Origin of the sequence: Dyella ginsengisoli (genome assembly GCF_044904665.1) — a bacterium.
Classification (GTDB): Bacteria; Pseudomonadota; Gammaproteobacteria; order Xanthomonadales; family Rhodanobacteraceae; genus Dyella_A; species Dyella_A ginsengisoli.
Window position 1 is genome coordinate 1475117 of the sequence record NZ_JADIKM010000001.1, and the last position, 18122, is coordinate 1493238.

An 18122-nucleotide genomic window follows, 5' to 3' on the forward strand; every position below is an offset into this window, starting at 1 on the left:
CGATGCCGCGCCCTTCGCTTCATCCCACCCATTCGATCCACGCCCGCGCCTTGTGCGTGGGAGTCACCCGCTAACGTCGCAAGGATTCCAGCACCATGGCAGACATCAGCCGCAGCGCCCTGTTCGGCAAGCTCAACAAACTCGCCTACCGCGGCATCGAAAGTGCCACCGTGTTCTGCAAGCTCCGGGGCAACCCGTACATCGAGCTGGTGCACTGGATCCACCAGATCCTGCAGCTGCAGGACTCGGACCTGCACCACATCATCAAGCAGTTCAACCTCAACCCCTCCAACCTGGTGCGCGACGTCACCGACGCGCTGGACCGCCTGCCGCGCGGCTCCAGCAGCATCTCGGACATCTCCAGCAACGTGGAGGAGGCGGTGGAGCGCGCCTGGGTGTTCGCCACGCTGATGTTCGGCGAGGCGCAGGTGCGCACCGGCTACCTCGTCGTCGGCATCCTGCAGACGCGCAGCCTGCGCAACGTGCTGGTGGGCATCTCCAAGGAGTTCGAGAAGATCAAGCTGGAGACGTTGACCGATCAGTTCGCCGAAGTGGTCGGCGGCTCGCCCGAGGACAACCAGACCGCGTCGGACGGCTTCAAGATGGGCGGCGCCGTGCCCGGCGAGGCCAGCGGTGCGATGGGTCCGGCACAGATGGGCAAGCAGGAGGCGCTCAAGCAGTTCACGGTGGATCTCACCGAACAGGCGCGCAGCGGCAAGATCGACCCCATCGTCGGGCGCGACGAGGAGATCCGCCAGGTGGTGGACATCCTCATGCGCCGCCGCCAGAACAATCCGATGCTGGTCGGCGAGGCCGGCGTAGGCAAGACCGCGGTGGTCGAGGGTTTCGCGCTGCGCATCGTCGCCGGCGACGTGCCGCCGATGCTCAAGGACGTGGAGCTGCGCACGCTCGACGTCGGCCTGCTGCAGGCCGGCGCCAGCATGAAGGGCGAGTTCGAGAACCGCCTGCGCCAGGTGATCGAGGAAGTGCAGTCCAGCCCGAAGCCGATCATCCTGTTCATCGACGAGGCGCACACGCTGGTGGGCGCGGGCGGGGCAGCCGGCACCGGCGACGCGGCCAACCTGCTCAAGCCCGCGCTGGCGCGCGGCAACCTGCGTACCGTCGGCGCCACCACCTGGGCCGAGTACAAGAAGCACATCGAGAAAGACCCCGCGCTCACCCGCCGCTTCCAGACCGTGCAGGTCGACGAGCCCAGCGAGGAGAAGGGCATCCTGATGATGCGCGGCGTCGCCAGCGTGATGGAGAAGCACCATCGCGTGCAGATCCTGGACGAGGCGCTGGAGGCGGCGGTGAAGCTGTCGCACCGCTACATCCCCGCGCGCCAGCTGCCGGACAAGGCGGTGAGCCTGCTCGACACCGCCTGCGCCCGTGTGGCGATCAGCCAGCACGCAGTGCCGCCGGAAGTGGACGACACCCGCAAGCGCATCCAGGCGCTGGAAACCGAACTGGCGATCATCGCCCGCGAGAAGACCGTGGGCGTGAACGTGGCCGAGCGCGAGGCCGCGGCCAGCGAGAAGCTGGCCACGCAGAAGGCAAGGCTGGAGAAACTCGAGGCGGACTGGCAGGCGGAGAAGGCGCTGGTCGAGCAAATCCTCGCGATCCGCGCCAGGCTGCGCGGCGACGCCGCGCCGGTGGAAGGCACCGGCAGCTCGCTCGAGGCCGGTGCCAATGCCGAGGCCGTCGCCGAAGCGGTCGCCACCCCGGCCGCATTCGACGAGGCCGCCCGCGCCGCCGCGCTCGACGAGCTGCGCGGCCTGCAGTCGCAGCTGGCCGAGCTGCAGGGCGACAGCCCGCTGATCCTGCCCACCGTGGACTACGTCGCCGTGGGCGCGGTGGTCTCCGACTGGACCGGCATCCCGGTCGGCCGCATGGTCAAGAGCGAGCTGGAAACCGTGATGAACCTGGCCAGCCTGATGGCGCAGCGCGTGATCGGTCAGGACCACGCGATGGAGATGATCGCCAAGCGCATCCAGACCTCGCGCGCCGGGCTGGACAACCCGAACAAGCCGATCGGCGTGTTCATGCTCGCCGGCACCTCCGGCGTGGGCAAGACCGAGACCGCGCTGGCGCTGGCCGAGGCGCTGTATGGCGGCGAGCAGAACGTCATCACCATCAACATGAGCGAGTTCCAGGAGGCGCACACCGTCTCCACGCTCAAGGGCGCGCCCCCCGGTTACGTCGGCTACGGCGAGGGCGGCGTGCTGACCGAGGCGGTGCGTCGCAAGCCGTACTCGGTGGTGCTGCTGGACGAGGTGGAGAAGGCCCACCCGGACGTGCACGAGATCTTCTTCCAGGTGTTCGACAAGGGCGTGATGGAGGACGGCGAGGGCCGCCAGATCGACTTCAAGAACACCCTGATCCTGCTCACCACCAACGCCGGCACCGACATGATCGCCGGCCTGTGCAAGGACCCGGAGCTGATGCCCGAACCCGACGGCATCGCCAAGGCGCTGCGCGAGCCGCTGTTGAAGATCTTCCCGCCGGCGCTGCTCGGTCGCCTGGTCACCATCCCGTACTACCCGCTCAGCCCCGAGATGCTCGGCCAGATCGTCAAGCTGCAGCTGAACCGCATCAAGAAGCGCATCGAGGGCCGCTACAAGATCCCGTTCGAGTACGGCGACGACGTGGTCAAGCTGGTGGTCGAGCGCTGCACCGAGAGCGAATCGGGCGGCCGCATGATCGACGCCATCCTGACCAACTCGATGCTGCCGGACATCAGCCGCGAGTTCCTCAACCGGATGATCGACGGCAAGCCGATCGAGCGCGCCAGCGTGGGCGTGAAGGACGGGGAATTCAGTTACGCGTTCTGACCCGCCTGGTGCTTTGGGTAGGGGTAGCGGTCCGGAGGCGCTGTGACTGCAGCGTCCGCGGCGCCGCCCCTTGTCGGCGGCAGCGGGCCATGGCGACCGCCATCGAGTTCGTCCAGGAGAAGAAGCTATGCGACTCAACGAGGGCCAGACGGGTGCCTGCCACGCAGGCGGCGAGGACATCGTCTACCCGGAAATCAATACCTGCATGACCCTGACCGTCGTCTACAAGGACCCGGCGTACGTCATCGGGCGGCATTTTTCCCGGCCGGTGCAGGGGATGAAGAGCGTGGCGCCGCTCGAGGTCGTGCAGAACATGCGCTCCAAGCAGGCGCTGATCGGGACGGTCTCGGCGATCTACCTGATCGGTGCGCGGAACGTCTGGGACGGCACGACGATTGCGCCGATATACGGGTTCATCGGCGAGCTGGACGAGGAGTTCGGGAAGCTGCAGGAATTCGATACCACCACCTGGAACAGCGTGAACATCAAGTTCGGGTATCTCGGCGACATCGTGGTGGCGCCGACGGCGAGCGGACGGATAGGCACCGGGCAACCACCCACCCGCTGGTCGTGACGCGACAGCCAGCGGTCGAACGCGTCCCCGGCGCGAGCCGTCCAAGATCGGACGCATGAAAGGAACAAGGCCATGGCCAACTACAAGTGCAAGAACGACAAATGCAACGAGGTAGTCACCGCAACAAAGAAGCCGGGCAAGTGCACGAAGTGCGGGAAGAACAAAGGGTGGGACCTGGTAGTAACGGCCACCACCACCGGACGCGACACCTCCGACGTGCCCGAATGGGACAACGCGGCGACCACCGCGCTGACGGCGGCCAACCTGGTCACCGGTAGCGCGCTTTCCACGCTGGGTGGCCAGCACGGTCTACCGAACGCTGCCTGCCTGGGGGCGGTGTACGACGCCATTGAGGTGCCGGCCGGCGGCAGCGATCGCAACGCGATCTACTTCAACGCCTTCAGCGCCAACTACGACAACGACACCAGCAAGCTGGCCAAGACCGATCTGGCCGCCAACGCGCCGTTCGCGATCAACAGCACCGCCTCGCACTGCGCCGAACGCGCCTTGTGGAAGAGCATCTCCGGCAGCCTGACCGGCGTGACCCTGCTGGGCATCGGGCAGACGACACGCCCCTGTCTGCTGTGCTGCGCTCGCTACCGTGCGCTGGCGGCCAGCAAGAACATCACCATCCTCATCTACTTCGACAAGAAGTACGACAGCCTGCCTGGCAATACCTGGCTGCTGTTTCCGGCGACCGCCGGGACGGCGATGTACACGAGCTGACGAGGCGTCGCAGCGAGCCGCTCATCCAACGCCCCGAACACGCAAGGACGCCCGTCATGTGCACACCCGTTTTCACCAAATCCGCTCTCAGCCGCACCTGGGTCAACAAGGTCACCGCCACCGTGGTGACCAAGGCCACCGTGGTGTTGAACTCGACCAACCTGGGTGGCGGCAGCGGGCCCAGCAATCTGATCAATCCCCCCGGCTGGCTCGACGGCAGCTGTCCGGCCCATCACAACCGCGGGCACCTGATTGGCAACGCGCTGGGCGGCAAGGGCGACGATGCCGACAATCTGGTGACGCTGACCTCGGGCACCAATCACCCCTTCATGTACGAGTTCGAGGACGCGGTGAAGCGCTTCGTGCTGGCCCATCCCGGTGTCGACTTCCAGTACGAGGTCGAGTGCAACTACGACAAGGAGAACTACACCGCACTGACCGGCTACGACATTCCCGGCGCCAGCGGCAATCCGTTCTGCCTGTTCCCGGCACCGGCCTTTCTCACGCTGTCGTTGAAGAAGAACCAGGTGCTGCAATCGCTGCAGACCATCAGCGGCTACCTGCCCAAGCCGCCGCCGGATCTGGGGACGCTGGCGGCCGTCACGTCGCTGCGCATCCCCAATGGCGGTTACAAGCTCTATTCCGGTGCCACGCATACGCTCAGCAATTGCGCCTCGGTCGCCACCGATCCGTCCAACAACGCAGGTCTGAAGCTGGCGGCGAAGAACTACGCCAAGGCGTTGGGTCATGTGAGTTGAGCATTTCGGAGCGCTGGATAGGGATGCGCAGGCATGGCTCTGGCTGGGGCAGTGCTGCTTTTCAACAAATGGCGTCGATGCGGCCCGCTACCGCGCCAGCCTGATTCTGGCGCTGCGGGTGTACAGCACCGGGGTGATGGCCGCATTCGCAACAGGCCAATGTTTTTTTCCCGCTGGCAAGTCAGGCGGTCGGTCAGCGTGGCATGCGGATGGATCGGGCCTGTCGTCGACTCGCCCGGAATGTTGTCAAGGTTGATGAAGGGCAAAGGAGGGATCGAATGCCGACCATTACCGCGGATTTCAATCACGGTCATAACCACGGCCCCATTTTCTCGCGTGGCGAAAATGCCGTTGATCGTCCCGTCAATGACAGGCGGGCGCCATCGATCAACGTGCGAGCCTACGCGCCGGCCTTGTATGCGCATATCAACGCCGTGAACCGACTCAGACGCTCTCCATGGGCATGCGCTGAAGCGCAGGCGCTGTCCAAGTTGCTCTGGTACATCAGGCGTGCCGGTTACGTCATCGACTTGAGCCGGATCACGTTTGGACGCCCCACGGGTTATGACGGCGCCGAGCTCTGGACACCCTGCGAAAACTGCCTTGAATGGCTCGAGCAGGCCGGTGGCTGGGGGCCGGACGTCACCTACCGGATCAGGCCGGAGTTGCAATAGGCCGCTGCCGATTTTCTGCGGGAATCGAGCTACGTGTCGCCGGTGTTCAGCTCCTTGGCGCTCGCGTTACCGCTGCCGGGAAACCGTGTCGGGATCGAGCGCTGATCGGAGAGATGAAGTCCAATGCTTTCGAGGGAGATACCCGATGGCGAGGTGTCCTGAGTGCCGCGAGAACCTGACCGCCGACGGCATCGGCCATGCGCGGGACTGTTCCCGATGGCGGGGGCGGGCTCGTCTCACGCCGAGTGATGCCCAGGAACTGCGGGAGGAGCGTCGGCGGCAGGAGATCGCGCAACGCGAGCGCGAGGCGGAGCGTCGCCGCCAGATCGTCGCCCGGACCAGCGCGGCGCTGCTGGGGGCGGCGCCCACCACCAGCTCCAGCCGGTCCTCCCTCGATGACGTGGCCTACAACGTGCATAACGCCTATGACTGGCAGGGGCGCGGCGATCAATGCGTCACCGCGGTGGTGCGCAAGAGCAACGGACGTCATGTGGTGTTCGCGCAGCGTTTCATGACCGCGATGGAGGAGTACGGCACCCGTCATTACGCCGATCACGACCTCACGTTCAAGCCGGGTGGTGGCTCGCATCTGCATGCGGAGATGTATGCCGTACTGCACTACCTGCTGCGCGGCAAGCACCCGGGGCGCGAGATCGAGCGCATCGGGGTCAGCAAGCCGATCTGCCCGCTGTGTCGGGCGGTGCTGACCTATCTCGGCATCCGGTTTTCGGAAAGCTGGGTGACCGCGGAGGCCAGTTCGCACTGGCTCGACCCCTGGAGCCTCTTGCCGTCGACTTGCAAGCCGCCGGTCAAGCACTGGCGGAAGGACGAGGACCCGGACGATGGCGTGGGAGGTGGCGGTGGCAGCTCCTTCTCGTCGCCGATCACGGTGTGAACGCTGTTCGTGCAGTCGGGACGGGCGAGCGCAGGCCCGCTTGGTGGCACCACGCGTATCCTCCTGCCGCGCCCGGGTTCCGTTGCATCCCGGAAAGGCGCTGACGGGATTTTCCGCTGTTTTGCGCACTCCCCCTTGAGAGGACCACATCGCTGCCCTGCGGGGAAGCATGCGCCGGGATGGCATCGAGCGGGATCCACGGCGCGGGGTTTCCCCTTGCGCCGGGATCCGGGGCATGGCGTCGACGACGCTCAGGGCGGGTGAGGGGTGGGATGAACATCGAGAGCATGTCTGCACGGCACGCGGGCAACGCGGTGCTGCTTGTGTATGGGCGGCCGGAGCATCGTCATGTCCGGTAAGCCGCTCAGTCGTGAAGAATTCATGGCCCTGGGCGAGCTGGCCAAGGCGCGCCGCCAGCTGGTGGTGAACATGTTCGGCGGCACCAAGCTGGTGTTCGGCACGTCGAGCAAGCTGTCGACGACCAAATCACTGGCCTCGAACGTGAAGTCGATGAAGTCTTCGGTCAGCAAGCTGGCCAAGGGCGGCAGCACGGCCAGCAAGGCGGTGAGCCTGCCGGGCATGCGCGAGGCGTTCGAGGGCTTCATGGTGGAGTGCGCCGACGTGCACAACATCCAGGACGTGATCGAGGCGATCGGTGGCGAGGTGTTCAAGGAACTCGTCTCCGAGGTGACGCCGATCCTCGGCGTGGTCACCAGCGCGGTGAAGCTGGCCAAGGCCGGCAAGGCGGTGGCGCAGGACGGCTACAACCTCTACAAGAGCGACGGCTACAAGCAGGGCTTCCGCATGGGCGATCCCTACGCGGCGGCCGAAGCCATCCAGGTGATCATCAAGCGCGACCTGGCCCAGCACTCGGTGAAGCTGGCCCAGCAGGGCCTGGCCACCGGTGCCAAGATCGGCGGACTGTTCGCCGACTTCGGCACCGCCACCACGGCCGGCATCGGCGTGGCCAACGCGATGGCCAGCCTGGGCCTGACCCTGGTCAGCCTGGGGCTGGACATCAAGGACATGCGCGCCGGCAACAAGCGCCTGGCCCAGCCCAACGCGCTAGATCTGAGCGTGTTCAACGAAAGTCCGATCCTCGGCTGCTACCTGATCACCTGCGCCGACACCTCGGCGGTGGCGAACATGTTCGTGGCCGACATTGGCCTGCCGGGCTGGATGGACCGGGTGGAGGCGATGAAGAAAAAGCAGATGGAGCCGCTGATCAAGATCGCCAGCAAGAACATCGCCTCCTCGCGCCTGCAACTGGAGGGGCTGGCTTCGGACAAGGGTACGCACGTGAAGAAGGGCTTCTTCGCGAGCGTCAAGAGCAAGGCGCTCAAGCAGCTGCATCTTTCCTAGTCGCCACGGCCTTCGGCTGCCGTGGCGACGTGCAGCCACGCCTATCTGCAATCACCGGCCGGCGCGGAGCCGGTATCCCTTGGAGGTTTTTTTCATGAGAGTCGCGCTCGTCGCTCCGGCGGCCGATCAATCACTCCCCGAATATTGCGTGGGGCAAGCGTCCAGGACGTGCGTCTATCCGGGCATCGCGCAGTGCTTCGCGATCGCCGGCTGGACCAAGGCCGGCATGCTCTGTACCCACGTCAGTCCCGGTGCGACCAGCGAAGAAATGGATGCCACCTTCGAGCACCTGCGGAACCTGGGGGGGCGACCAGGCTCAGCGCTGGTACGTGGTGGGCCCGTTCACGGAACACTTCGCCGTGGCCAAGGCGCAATGGCGCTCGGTCGAGGCGATCAAGAAGACCTTCAAGCAGCAGCTGAAGAACAAGAACGCCGAGCGCTGGATCCTCGACGTCACCGCCGAACGCCAGGCCTTCAGCTGGGGCATCGACATCCAGGCCACGCCGTGCGACTGGGCGCCGGTGATCTATTTCGACTACAGGAAATGGGGCTCGAAGGGCGGCTGGACCGATCTGAAGGTCCACAAGTTCGTCCGCTTCTGATCGCCGACCTCATCAGTGCATATGGATGTGCAGGCCGGGGTGCTCTCGAGAGGAGGCGGTGATGCGGGCGTCACTGGCATGCCGAGCGCCTTGCGCGTGTCCTGGAACAGATCGGGGGCGGGGCCGGTCTTTCCAGTGCGTTGGCGAGGGAGCGCACGCCGACGCGGCTCCCCGTGATTCGAAGAGATCAGCTTCTCCAGTTCTCCGATCCATCCATCCATCCATCCGAGGCGAACGATCATGAAACGACTGGCCAAGGCGACCGGAGCCGGACTCCGGCACTTCTTCGGGGCGCGCGAGAGCATCAGCCAGCAGAAGAACCTGGCGCGACAGTTCAAGGCCGCCGATACCCGCGTCAGCAAGACGAAAATCCTTGCCGTCATGGGCATGTATGCCGTGTACAAGGGGTCGCCGATCGGACTGGGCAAGAACATCGCCGACAGCATCAAGGTCGGGCGATGGAAGCACAGTGACCTGAAGCGGCAGCAGGAAGAGGTGGATGCCTTTCTCGCCGGCACCGGGATGTCGCCGCAGGGCATCGCCGCCGTGTCGCGACTGGTCCGCCAGGGCGCCTCGGGCGACGACGTCTACGCCAACCTGTCTCCGAATGACGCGCAGATCCTCGCGGGCATCGAAAACGATCTTCATGTCGAAGCGGGTCATTGCGTGAACTTCTGAGCCTGCCGCAGAGGGGCCACCGGCCCGCGGATCGTCGCGCCCGTCGCTGGCCGCGGTCGCGGGCGCGGTGCCCACTCCATGTCGGGTCGGCCACGGGGGCAGGGCGGCGCCCCTGACGGGCCGCTGCCCGCCGCAAGCCCGGGTTCGATGCAACGGCATGCGTGCCGGACCACGACGGAAGAGGCCTTCGCGAGTAGGTTCCCCCGAGGGGCGTTTCCAGGGCGTGGCATGGGCAACGCCGCCGACGAGCGGCAAGTGGCCCGGTGATCAAATCCACCGGCCTTTTACGCACCTGACTATGGAGCGCCATGTCGTCCCGCCAAACGGGATCGGCGCGGCTGCGCAGAACCAGGGGGAGGTGCCGGATGTTTCAGCCATGCCGTTCATACGCATTTGCCGCGCGCATCGCCGCGCGTCGGAGGCATTGAGCCATGCCGCCCGCCGCCCGCCTCACCGACCTGCACGTCTGCCCGATGGTGACCGGGGTGGTGCCGCATGTCGGCGGCCCGATCACGGCGCCGGGCAAGCCGACGGTGCTGATCGGTGGCCTCCCGGCCGCCCGCCTGGGCGACATGGCCACCTGCGTCGGCCCGCCGGACAGCATCGTGATGGGCTCGCCCAAGGTGCTGATCGGCGGCCAGCCCGCGGCGCGCATGGGAGACAGCTGCGCGCACGGCGGCACGATCGTGCTCGGTTGTTTCACGGTGTTGATCAGTTGAGGAAGGCCTGCATGAATGCCGCCACGCGTCCGTTCCGTCGCTCGCGCAAGGCCGCCAAGGCCGCGCCCAAGCCGTATGCGGCCGTGCTGCAGCGGGCGATCCAGGCGCACCAGGCGGGGGATCTCGACGCCGCCGAGCGCCTGTATGGCGAGGTGCTGGACATGCAGGTCGCGCAGCCCGATGCGCTGCATTTCCTCGGCGTGCTCTGCCACCAGCGCGGGCGCAGCGACGAGGCGCTGGTGCTGATCGGTTCGGCGCTGAAGATCACCCCGCGCCATCCCGACGCGCACAACAACCTGGGCAACGTGCACAAGGAATGCGGGCGGCTGGCCGATGCCGAGCGCTGCTATCGCCGGGCGCTGGAGTGCGGCCCCGGGCACTACCAGGCGCTGAGCAACCTGGCCGTGGTGCTGGAGGCGCAGGAGCGGCTGGACGAGGCATTCGAGGTCTACACGAAACTGCTGCAGCAGGCGCCGGGCTACGCCCACGGGCACTACCGGCTGGGCCTGTTCCTGCGCAACCACGCGCAGAACGAGGAGCACCTCGAACAGTCGGCCGAGTGCTTCCGCCAGGCGTTCCGCTGCGACGACCGCAACGTGCGCGCGCTGGAGGGCGTGGGCATCGCACTGTACATGCTCGGTCGCCACGAGGCCGCCGCCGAGGTCTATCGCGACTGGCTGGTGCGCGAGCCGGACAATCCGGTTCCGCGGCACATGCTCGCCTCCTGCGGTGCGGCCGAGGCGCCGCCGAGGGCGGCGGACGACTACGTGCGCGACGTGTTCGACGGCTTTGCCGACAGCTTCGACGAGCAACTGCTCAACAACCTGGGCTACCGCGCGCCGGAAGTGCTGGTGGACTTCCTGCATGAGGTGCTGCCGGCCACGCCGGCGGCGCTCGATGTGCTGGACGCCGGTTGCGGTACCGGCCTGTGCGCGCCGCTGCTGCGCGAACGCGCCCGGCGCCTGGTCGGTGTGGACCTGTCCGGCGGCATGGTGGACAAGGCGCGCGCCCGCGGTGGCTACGACACGCTGGAAGTGGCCGAGCTGACCGCTTGGCTCGGCGCGCGCCACGACGAGTTCGACCTGGTGATCTCGGCCGACACCCTGGTGTATTTCGGCGAGCTTCGGCCGGTGCTTGGCGCCGCCGCCGGCGCGCTGCGGCCGGGCGGCTGGGTCGGCTTCACGCTGGAGGCGATCGACGGCGAGGGCGAACTGGCCGAGCTCACGTCCAGCGGACGCTACCGCCATTCGCGCGCCTACGTGGAGCACGTGCTGATGGCGAGCGGCTTCGACGACATCACGATCCGCGCCGACACCCTGCGCCGCGAGGCGGGCAAGCCGGTGCTGGGCTGGGTGGTGCGTGCGCGTCGCGTATCGACGACGGCCGTCGGCTGAGCCGGGCGCCCTGGAGAAACCACCGATGGCCCACGCAATCACCGTACACAGCGACATCGACAGCTCCCTGCTGTTCGTGCGGATGCGCGCCAGCGAGCAGCTGGGGCGGCTGTTCGCGTACGAGCTGGACCTGCTGAGCGAACACGCCACGGTGAAGCTGCGCAAGCTGCTCGGCACGCCGATGGCGGTGACGCTGAAGACCGACGACGGCTACGAGCGCCACTTCCACGGCATCGTCCGCGAGGCGGCGCAGACCGGCTTCGAGACGATCAGCAAGGTGCGTTACACGCGCTACCGCGTGCAACTGGTGCCCAAGCCCTGGCTGCTCACGCGCAAGGTGGACTGCCGCATCTACACCGCCAAGAGCGTGCCGACCATCGTCAAGGACCTGCTTGGCGAGATCGGCTACGCCGATGTCAAACTCAGCCTCAGCGGCGACTACGCGGCGCGCGACTACTGCGTGCAGTACCGCGAGAGCAGCTTCGACTTCATCACCCGCCTGCTGGAGCAGGAGGGCATCTACTACTACTTCACCCACACTGCCAGCACGCACACCATGGTGCTGGCCGACGCGCTGGGCGCGCACGCGGCGATCAGCGGCTTTGCGCAGATCCCGTACTGCCCGCCGGTGGACTACGGCAAGCGCGAGGCCGCCTCGGTGTCGGTGTGGAGCGCGGCCGAGAGCGTGCACGCGCTGAAGTGCCAGCTCACCGACTACGACCCGCTCAACCCCAAGACCTCGCTGCTGGGCACCGAGAACATCGACGACGGCAGCAGCTTCCACGGGGTCTCCGGGCTGGACGTGTTCGACTATCCCGGCCTGCACGCGACCGCCGACGACGGCCGCCACTACGCGCAGGTGCGGGTGGAGGCGCTCAACGCGCGGCATCTGGCGTTCGACGGCCAGACCAACGCCTGCGGCATGGCCGCCGGCGGCCTGTTCACCCTGAAGGACTTCCCGCTCGCCGATCTCAACCAGGAATACCTGGTGACCACCACCACCATCGAGCTGTGCGATCCGGGCTACCACGCCGGGGCGGAGCAGGGCGACGAGCCGTTCCAGTGCCGCTTCGAGGCGGTCACCTCCAAGACGCCGTTCCGCAACCTGCCCAGCGTGGCCAAGACCCGCGTGGTCGGCCTGCAGACCGCGGTGGTGTGCGGCAGCGATACCGACGAAGAGATCGCGGTGGACAAGTACGGCCGCGTGCAGGTCACCTTTCACTGGAACAAGCCGGACAAGGACAAGGCGCAGAGCTCCTGCCCGGTGCGCGTGGCCTCGCCGTGGGCCGGCAAGAACTGGGGCGCGGTGAGCATTCCGCGCGTGGGGCAGGAGGTGGTGGTGAGCTTCCTTGAAGGCGATCCGGACCGTCCGCTGATCATCGGCAGCGTCTACAACGCAGACAACATGCCGCCCTACACGTTGCCGGACAACAAGACCCAGAGCGGCATCAAGAGCCGCAGCCTGCTCGGCGCGGCGGACGATGCCAACGAGCTGCGCTTCGAGGACAAGAAGGGCTCCGAGCAGTTCTTCATCCACGCGCAGAAGGACATGGTCGAGGAAGTGGAGAACGACCACACGGTCACCATCGACCACGACGAGACCAGCACGATCAAGAACGACCAGACCCTCACCGTGAAGCACGACCAGACCACCACGGTGGAAAACAACCAGACGCTCACCGTCAACAACGACCAGACCGAGACGATCAAGCACGATCGCAAGGTCACCGTGCAGAACGACGACAAGCTCGACGTCTCGATGAACGGCACCACCAGCATCGGGCAGAAGTTCAAGCTCAGCGCCGGCACCGAGATCGAGCTGGTCACCGGCGCGTCGAGCATCGTGATGAAGAGCTCGGGCGACATCGAGATCAAGGGCCTCAACATCAAGATCACCGGCAGCGTCGGCGTGAAGATCGAGGGGCAGGTGGAGGTGGGCATCAAGGCCGGCGCCACCATGGACCTGGGCGCCGGCGCCACGCTCAAGGCGCATTCGGACGGCATGCTCGAAGTGGCCGGCACCGCCATGACCACGGTCAAGGGCACCATGACGACAGTCAAGGGTGACGCCATGACCCAGGTCTCCGGCGGCATCATCATGATCGGCTGACCGGGGAGTCACGCATGTCGGCAGTCATCCACGCCTCGGTCCAGATGGAACTCACCCCGGACGCCAGCGCCCGGCTGCGCGCGGACATGTCGCCGCAAACGGCGGTGCAGGAACTGCTCGCCGCCGGCCAGGTGCAGGACGCGCTGAAGCTGCTCGCGCGCCTCATGCCCAAGCGCTACGCGGTGGCCTGGCTGTGCCAGTGCGCGCGCGACCAGCCGCTGTCGCAGGAAGACCGCATCGGCGCCTCGCTGGCCGAGCAGTGGGTACGCGAGCCCAGCGAGAGCAACCGCCGCGCCGCGTTCGAATTCGCCCACGCCGGCGGCTACAAGGCGCTCGGTGCGTGGATCGCCGCGGCGGCGGGCTGGTCCGGCGGCAGCCTGGCGCCGGCAGCGCAGGAAACGCCGGTGCCACCGGCCGAACACCTCACCGCCCGCGCCACAGTGGCCGCGATCAACCTGATGGCCGCACTGGATGCCACGCAGTTCGAGGCGCGCCGCGCCAGCTACATCGAGCGGGCGATGAGCCTGCTGCACGCCGGGGCGAGCGACGCATGAGCGCAGCGGCCACGGATCGCCAATACGAAGCCCGAGCGGCACGACGCGGCGCGCAGACGCCGGCGTGCCCGACCGATGCAGGAAAGGGGAGCTGAGCGTGTCGACGATACCTACCTTGTTGCTGGCGGTGACCGGAACGCACGCCGCCCAGTTCGGCAGCCGCAGCCAGAAGGCGTTCGAAGGCCGCGACGGCAGCATCGGCCGCTCGGAAGATTGCGACTGGGTGCTGAGCTCCTCCGGCGTGTCACGCGTGCACGCGATGATCCGCTGCCTCAACGGCATTTATTTCATCGAGGACCGCAGCACCAACGGCATGCTGCTCAACGGCGTGCCGCTGGTGAAGGGCGAGCCGTCGGCGCTCAAGCACGGCGACCGCCTGCAGATCGACTCGTTCGAGGTCTCGGTGAACGTGCAGGCCGCCGCCCCGGCCGCACCGGCGCCGGCCCCGGCGCCCGCGCCGGTGGACATCTTCGCCACCTCGCCGCCGCCTTCTGCTTCGCCGTTTTCCATGCCACCCGCGCCGTTCCCCGCACGCGCCGCAGACCCGCTGGACGATTTCCTCGACCTCGGGCTCGGCCCGGTGGCACCGGCAGGTGGCGCCCGCGACAGCGGACTCATCCCGGATGCCTCGCCGCTGGGCGGCGCCGACCTCGATCCGCTGAGCTTTCTCGACGCGCCGTTCGCGGCGCCCGCGGCCGCACCCGCCGGCGCGCCGCCGGCCACCCCCGGCTGGAACCACAGCTCGGGCATGGAAGACCACTTCCGCCCGCCGATCACCGAGGGGCAGCGCCAGGCGCAGGCTCTGCCGGAGAACTGGGATCTGACCATGGGCGATTTCGCCCCGCGGTCGCCCGCTCCCGCGCCGGCACCCGCGCCGGCGTTTGCGCCGCCGCCGGCTGCTCCGTTCGCGCCACCGGCGGCCGTCGCCGCGCCGACGCCGATGGCAGCCCCCACGGGCGTGGCACCGCTGCCGCCCGACGTGCAGCAGATGCTGAGCATCGTGGTCGACGGCGTGATGGACGTGCTGCGCGCGCGCGCCGAGATCAAGAACACGTTCCGCCTGCCGGTGACGATCATCCAGCGCTCGGAGAACAACCCGCTGAAGTTCGCGCCGAATGCGGACGAGGCGCTGCAGAAGATCCTCTCGCCGCCGAACGCCGCCTTCCTCTCCGGCCCGGCCGCGTTCGACGACGCCTTCGACGACATCCGCTGCCACCAGATGGCGATGCTGGCCGGCGTGCGCGCCGCGTTCGAGTCGCTGCTGGCGCACTTCGGCCCGGACCGGCTGGAGCAGGAGGTCGATGGCGGCAAGCGCTCGGCCTTCGGCGGCAAGGCGAAGTACTGGGAGAAGTACCGCGAGAACTTCGAGGGACTGATCAAGAACCCCGACGACTGCTTCCGGCGCCTGTTCGGCGACGAGTTCGCGCGGGCCTACGAGGAACAGCTGGCGCGGCTGAAGTCGGCGCGGCGCAACAGCGCGCGACGGTAACCGCATGCACGACGCGTCGGTGCCATGCCGACGTCGAACCTTTTCGAGATGGGCGCAAAGCGAATGACGCAGAACAACAAAGTGGTATGGAGCGAAGGGCTGTTCCTGCGGCCCCAGCACCTGCAGCAGCACGAGCGCTACCTGGAGCGCTTCGTCGAGCTGCGCGCCGGGGCGCTGCGTCCCTACACCTGGGGCTTCACCGAGCTGGAGCTGGAGACCGACCTGCTCGCGGTGGGCAAGCTCGGCATCAAGCGCGCGCGCGGCGTGTTCCCCGACGGCACGCCGTTCGCCATGCCCGGCGACGACCCGCTGCCGCCGGCGCTGGACGTGGACGGCAACTGGCGCGACCAGACCGTCTACCTCACGCTGCCGCTGCGCTCGCCGACCCAACCCGACAGCGGCCGCCCGGAAGCGCCGGCGGAAAAGCTCTTCCGCTACCGCGTGCGCGAGGCCGAAGTGCGCGACGCCTCCGGCAGCACCGACGGCACCGCACTGCTGGAAGTGGGCGGCATGACCAGCCGCCTCTTGCCCGAATCGCAGCCGCTGGAAGGTCTCACCCGGCTGCCGCTGGCGCGCATCGTCGAGTGCCGCTCCGATCGCCGCGTGATGCTCGACGAGGGCTTCATGCCCAGCGGCTTCAGCGTGGAGGCGGTGCCGCGGCTGGTAACCTTCCTCACCGAACTGCTCGGCCTGTTGCACCAGCGCGGCGAAGCGCTGGCCAGCCGCGTGGCGGTGACCGACCGCGGCGGCGCGGCGGAGATCGCCGACTTTCTGCTGCTGCAGGTGGTCAACCGGAGCCAGCCGCTCGTGGCGCACCTGGCCGAAGCGCCGCTGGTGCATCCGGAAGAGCTGTACCGCGTGATGGTGATGCTGGCCGGCGAGCTGGCCACGTTCACCGCGTCGGGCAAGCGGCCCGGCGCGTTCCCCGCCTACCGTCACGATTCGCTGCGCGAGAGTTTCGAGCCGGTGATCGTGGCCCTGCGCAACAGCCTGAGCGCGGTGATGGAGCAGACCGCCACGCCGATCCCGCTGCAGCAGCGCAAGTTCGGCGTGTGGGTGGCAGTGGTACCGGACCTCACCCTGCTGGACACCGCCGCCTTCGTGCTGGCGGCCAAGGCGGATCTCAAGTCCGAGGACCTGCGCCGGCAGCTGCCGGCGGTATCCAAGATCGGTCCGGTCGAGAAGATCCGCGACCTGGTCAACCTGCAGCTGCCGGGCATCGGCGTGAGCCCGATGCCGGTGGCGCCGCGGCAGATTCCGTACAACGCGGGCTACCTGTACTTCGAGTTCGACAAGCATTCGCCGATGTGGCGCGAGTTGAAGACTTCCGGCGGCATCGCCTTCCATTTCGGCAGCGAGTTCGCCGGTCTCGACCTGCAGCTCTGGGCCATCAGGGGAGGTTGAGCACATGAACACACCGAACGGCCCCGGCAATCCGCCTATCCCCGACGACGCCACCGTGGTGCGCCCGCGCGGGCAGGCCGGTGCAGCGCCCATGCCCGCCGCGCCAGCTCATGCACCGCCGCCCGTCGCCGCGCCCGCTGCGGCGCGGCCGATGGAGGCCGCGCGCGCGGACATCAGCGAATTCCTCGGCGGCGGCATGAACCCGCTGGTGCAGACTGCCAGCCCGCTGCTGCTGCTGGGCGTGCAGTTGCGCCACAGCGTCTCGCCGCCGGACGCCACGCACCTGCGCGACCAGGTGATCGCTCAGGTGCGCAAGTTCGAGAGCCACGCCACCGCCGCCGGCCTGCCGGCGCAGACGGTCACCGCGGCGCGCTACGTGCTGTGCACCATGCTCGACGAGTCGGTGCTCAACGCGCCGTGGGGCGAGCAGAGCGGCTGGGCGCAGAAGACCCTGCTGGTCACCTTCCACGGCGAGTCGTACGGCGGCGCCAAGTTCTTCCAGATCCTGGAGCGGCTGTGCGCCGACTTCAGCCGGCACATCGACCTGATCGAGCTGATGTACCTGTGCCTGGCGCTGGGCTTCGGCGGGCGCTACCAGATCGAATCGGGCGGTCGCGCCAAGCTGGCCGACATCCAGGAAGACCTCTACCGCCGCATCAAGGCGCAGCGCGCGCCGGCCGCCGATGAGCTGGCGCCGCACTGGCGCGGCATCGAGGACCGGCGCAATCCGCTGATCCGCTACGTGCCGCTGTGGGTGATCGCGGCGGCCGCGGCGTGCGTGCTGCTGGTCGCCTTCGTGGTGTTCTACACGCGGCTCAACGCAGCCTCCGCACCGGCCAGTGCGCAGATCGCGCAGATCGGCCTGGACAGCGCCACGCCGCCGGATACCCGCGCGTTGCCGCCGGTGCCGCACAAGAGCCTCAAGCAGCTGCTGGCACCCGAGGAGCAGGCCGGCAAGCTCACCGTGGACGAGCAGCCCGACGGCACCGCGCTGGTGCGCCTGGGTGCGGCGGACATGTTCGCCTCCGGCGGCGTCGACGTGAGCGCCAGCGAGCTGCCGGTGCTGCACGCGATCACCGTCGCGCTGAACCAGGTGGCGGGGCGGGTGATCGTGGTCGGCCATACCGACGACCAGCCGATCCACTCGCTGAAGTTCAAGGACAACTTCGAGCTGTCAGCCGCGCGCGCGCGCTCGGTGCTGGAGATCCTCAGCCAGGGCCTGGACAACCCGGCGCGGATGGAATCGAGCGGCGCGGGTTCCTCGCAGCCGATCGCGCTGCCGCCGAATCTTCCGGCCAACCGCACGCGCAACCGGCGTGTGGAAATCAAGTACATCCCGGAGGGTTGAGCAC

16 protein-coding genes are annotated in these 18122 nt (G+C 67.7%); all 16 read left to right on the top strand.

The features are described from left to right. Positions 1–95 precede the first annotated feature (95 nt). The 16 genes from tssH (at position 96) to icmH (ending at position 18118) form a co-directional block, all read left to right on the top strand. Positions 96–2831, top strand: a complete 2736-nt coding sequence (gene tssH, locus ISP17_RS06885) for a type VI secretion system ATPase TssH (protein ID WP_404631330.1) — start codon at positions 96–98, stop codon at positions 2829–2831. A gap of 127 nt (positions 2832–2958) precedes the next feature. Then, positions 2959–3405: a hypothetical protein gene (locus ISP17_RS06890; protein ID WP_404631332.1), complete on the top strand. Its 447-nt coding sequence runs from the start codon at positions 2959–2961 to the stop codon at positions 3403–3405. Positions 3406–3477: 72 nt separating this feature from the next. Beyond that, positions 3478–4131 (top strand): hypothetical protein, encoded by a 654-nt coding sequence (locus ISP17_RS06895; RefSeq protein WP_404631334.1) that lies wholly within the window; start codon positions 3478–3480, stop codon positions 4129–4131. Between the two features lie 56 nt (positions 4132–4187). Continuing rightward, positions 4188–4889 (top strand): DNA/RNA non-specific endonuclease, encoded by a 702-nt coding sequence (locus ISP17_RS06900; protein ID WP_404631336.1) that lies wholly within the window; start codon positions 4188–4190, stop codon positions 4887–4889. A gap of 278 nt (positions 4890–5167) precedes the next feature. Then, complete coding sequence (locus tag ISP17_RS06905) at positions 5168–5563, top strand: hypothetical protein (RefSeq protein WP_404631338.1); 396 nt, start codon at positions 5168–5170, stop codon at positions 5561–5563. Positions 5564–5708: 145 nt separating this feature from the next. Continuing rightward, positions 5709–6458, top strand: coding sequence for a hypothetical protein (locus ISP17_RS06910; protein ID WP_404631339.1), 750 nt, complete (start codon positions 5709–5711; stop codon positions 6456–6458). Between the two features lie 348 nt (positions 6459–6806). Further along, positions 6807–7820 (top strand): hypothetical protein, encoded by a 1014-nt coding sequence (locus ISP17_RS06915; protein WP_404631341.1) that lies wholly within the window; start codon positions 6807–6809, stop codon positions 7818–7820. A 272-nt stretch (positions 7821–8092) separates the two neighbouring features. Further along, complete coding sequence (locus ISP17_RS06920; RefSeq protein WP_404631343.1) at positions 8093–8422, top strand: hypothetical protein; 330 nt, start codon at positions 8093–8095, stop codon at positions 8420–8422. A 240-nt stretch (positions 8423–8662) separates the two neighbouring features. Beyond that, positions 8663–9100 (top strand): hypothetical protein, encoded by a 438-nt coding sequence (locus ISP17_RS06925; protein WP_404631345.1) that lies wholly within the window; start codon positions 8663–8665, stop codon positions 9098–9100. Positions 9101–9531: 431 nt separating this feature from the next. Next, positions 9532–9819, top strand: a complete 288-nt coding sequence (locus ISP17_RS06930) for a PAAR domain-containing protein (RefSeq protein ID WP_404631347.1) — start codon at positions 9532–9534, stop codon at positions 9817–9819. A gap of 11 nt (positions 9820–9830) precedes the next feature. Further along, positions 9831–11213, top strand: a complete 1383-nt coding sequence (locus tag ISP17_RS06935) for a tetratricopeptide repeat protein (RefSeq protein ID WP_404631349.1) — start codon at positions 9831–9833, stop codon at positions 11211–11213. Positions 11214–11238: 25 nt separating this feature from the next. Continuing rightward, positions 11239–13323 carry a type VI secretion system Vgr family protein gene (locus ISP17_RS06940; protein ID WP_404631351.1) on the top strand — a complete coding sequence of 695 codons (2085 nt, stop codon included), beginning with the start codon at positions 11239–11241 and terminating at the stop codon, positions 13321–13323. A 14-nt stretch (positions 13324–13337) separates the two neighbouring features. Continuing rightward, positions 13338–13877, top strand: coding sequence for a DUF6931 family protein (locus tag ISP17_RS06945; RefSeq protein ID WP_404631353.1), 540 nt, complete (start codon positions 13338–13340; stop codon positions 13875–13877). Between the two features lie 97 nt (positions 13878–13974). Then, positions 13975–15366, top strand: coding sequence for a type VI secretion system-associated FHA domain protein TagH (tagH, locus tag ISP17_RS06950; protein WP_404631355.1), 1392 nt, complete (start codon positions 13975–13977; stop codon positions 15364–15366). 63 nt (positions 15367–15429) lie between these two features. After that, positions 15430–16770, top strand: a complete 1341-nt coding sequence (gene tssK, locus ISP17_RS06955; protein WP_404631357.1) for a type VI secretion system baseplate subunit TssK — start codon at positions 15430–15432, stop codon at positions 16768–16770. A gap of 91 nt (positions 16771–16861) precedes the next feature. Continuing rightward, complete coding sequence (icmH, locus tag ISP17_RS06960) at positions 16862–18118, top strand: type IVB secretion system protein IcmH/DotU (RefSeq protein ID WP_404631465.1); 1257 nt, start codon at positions 16862–16864, stop codon at positions 18116–18118. Positions 18119–18122: the final 4 nt, after the last annotated feature.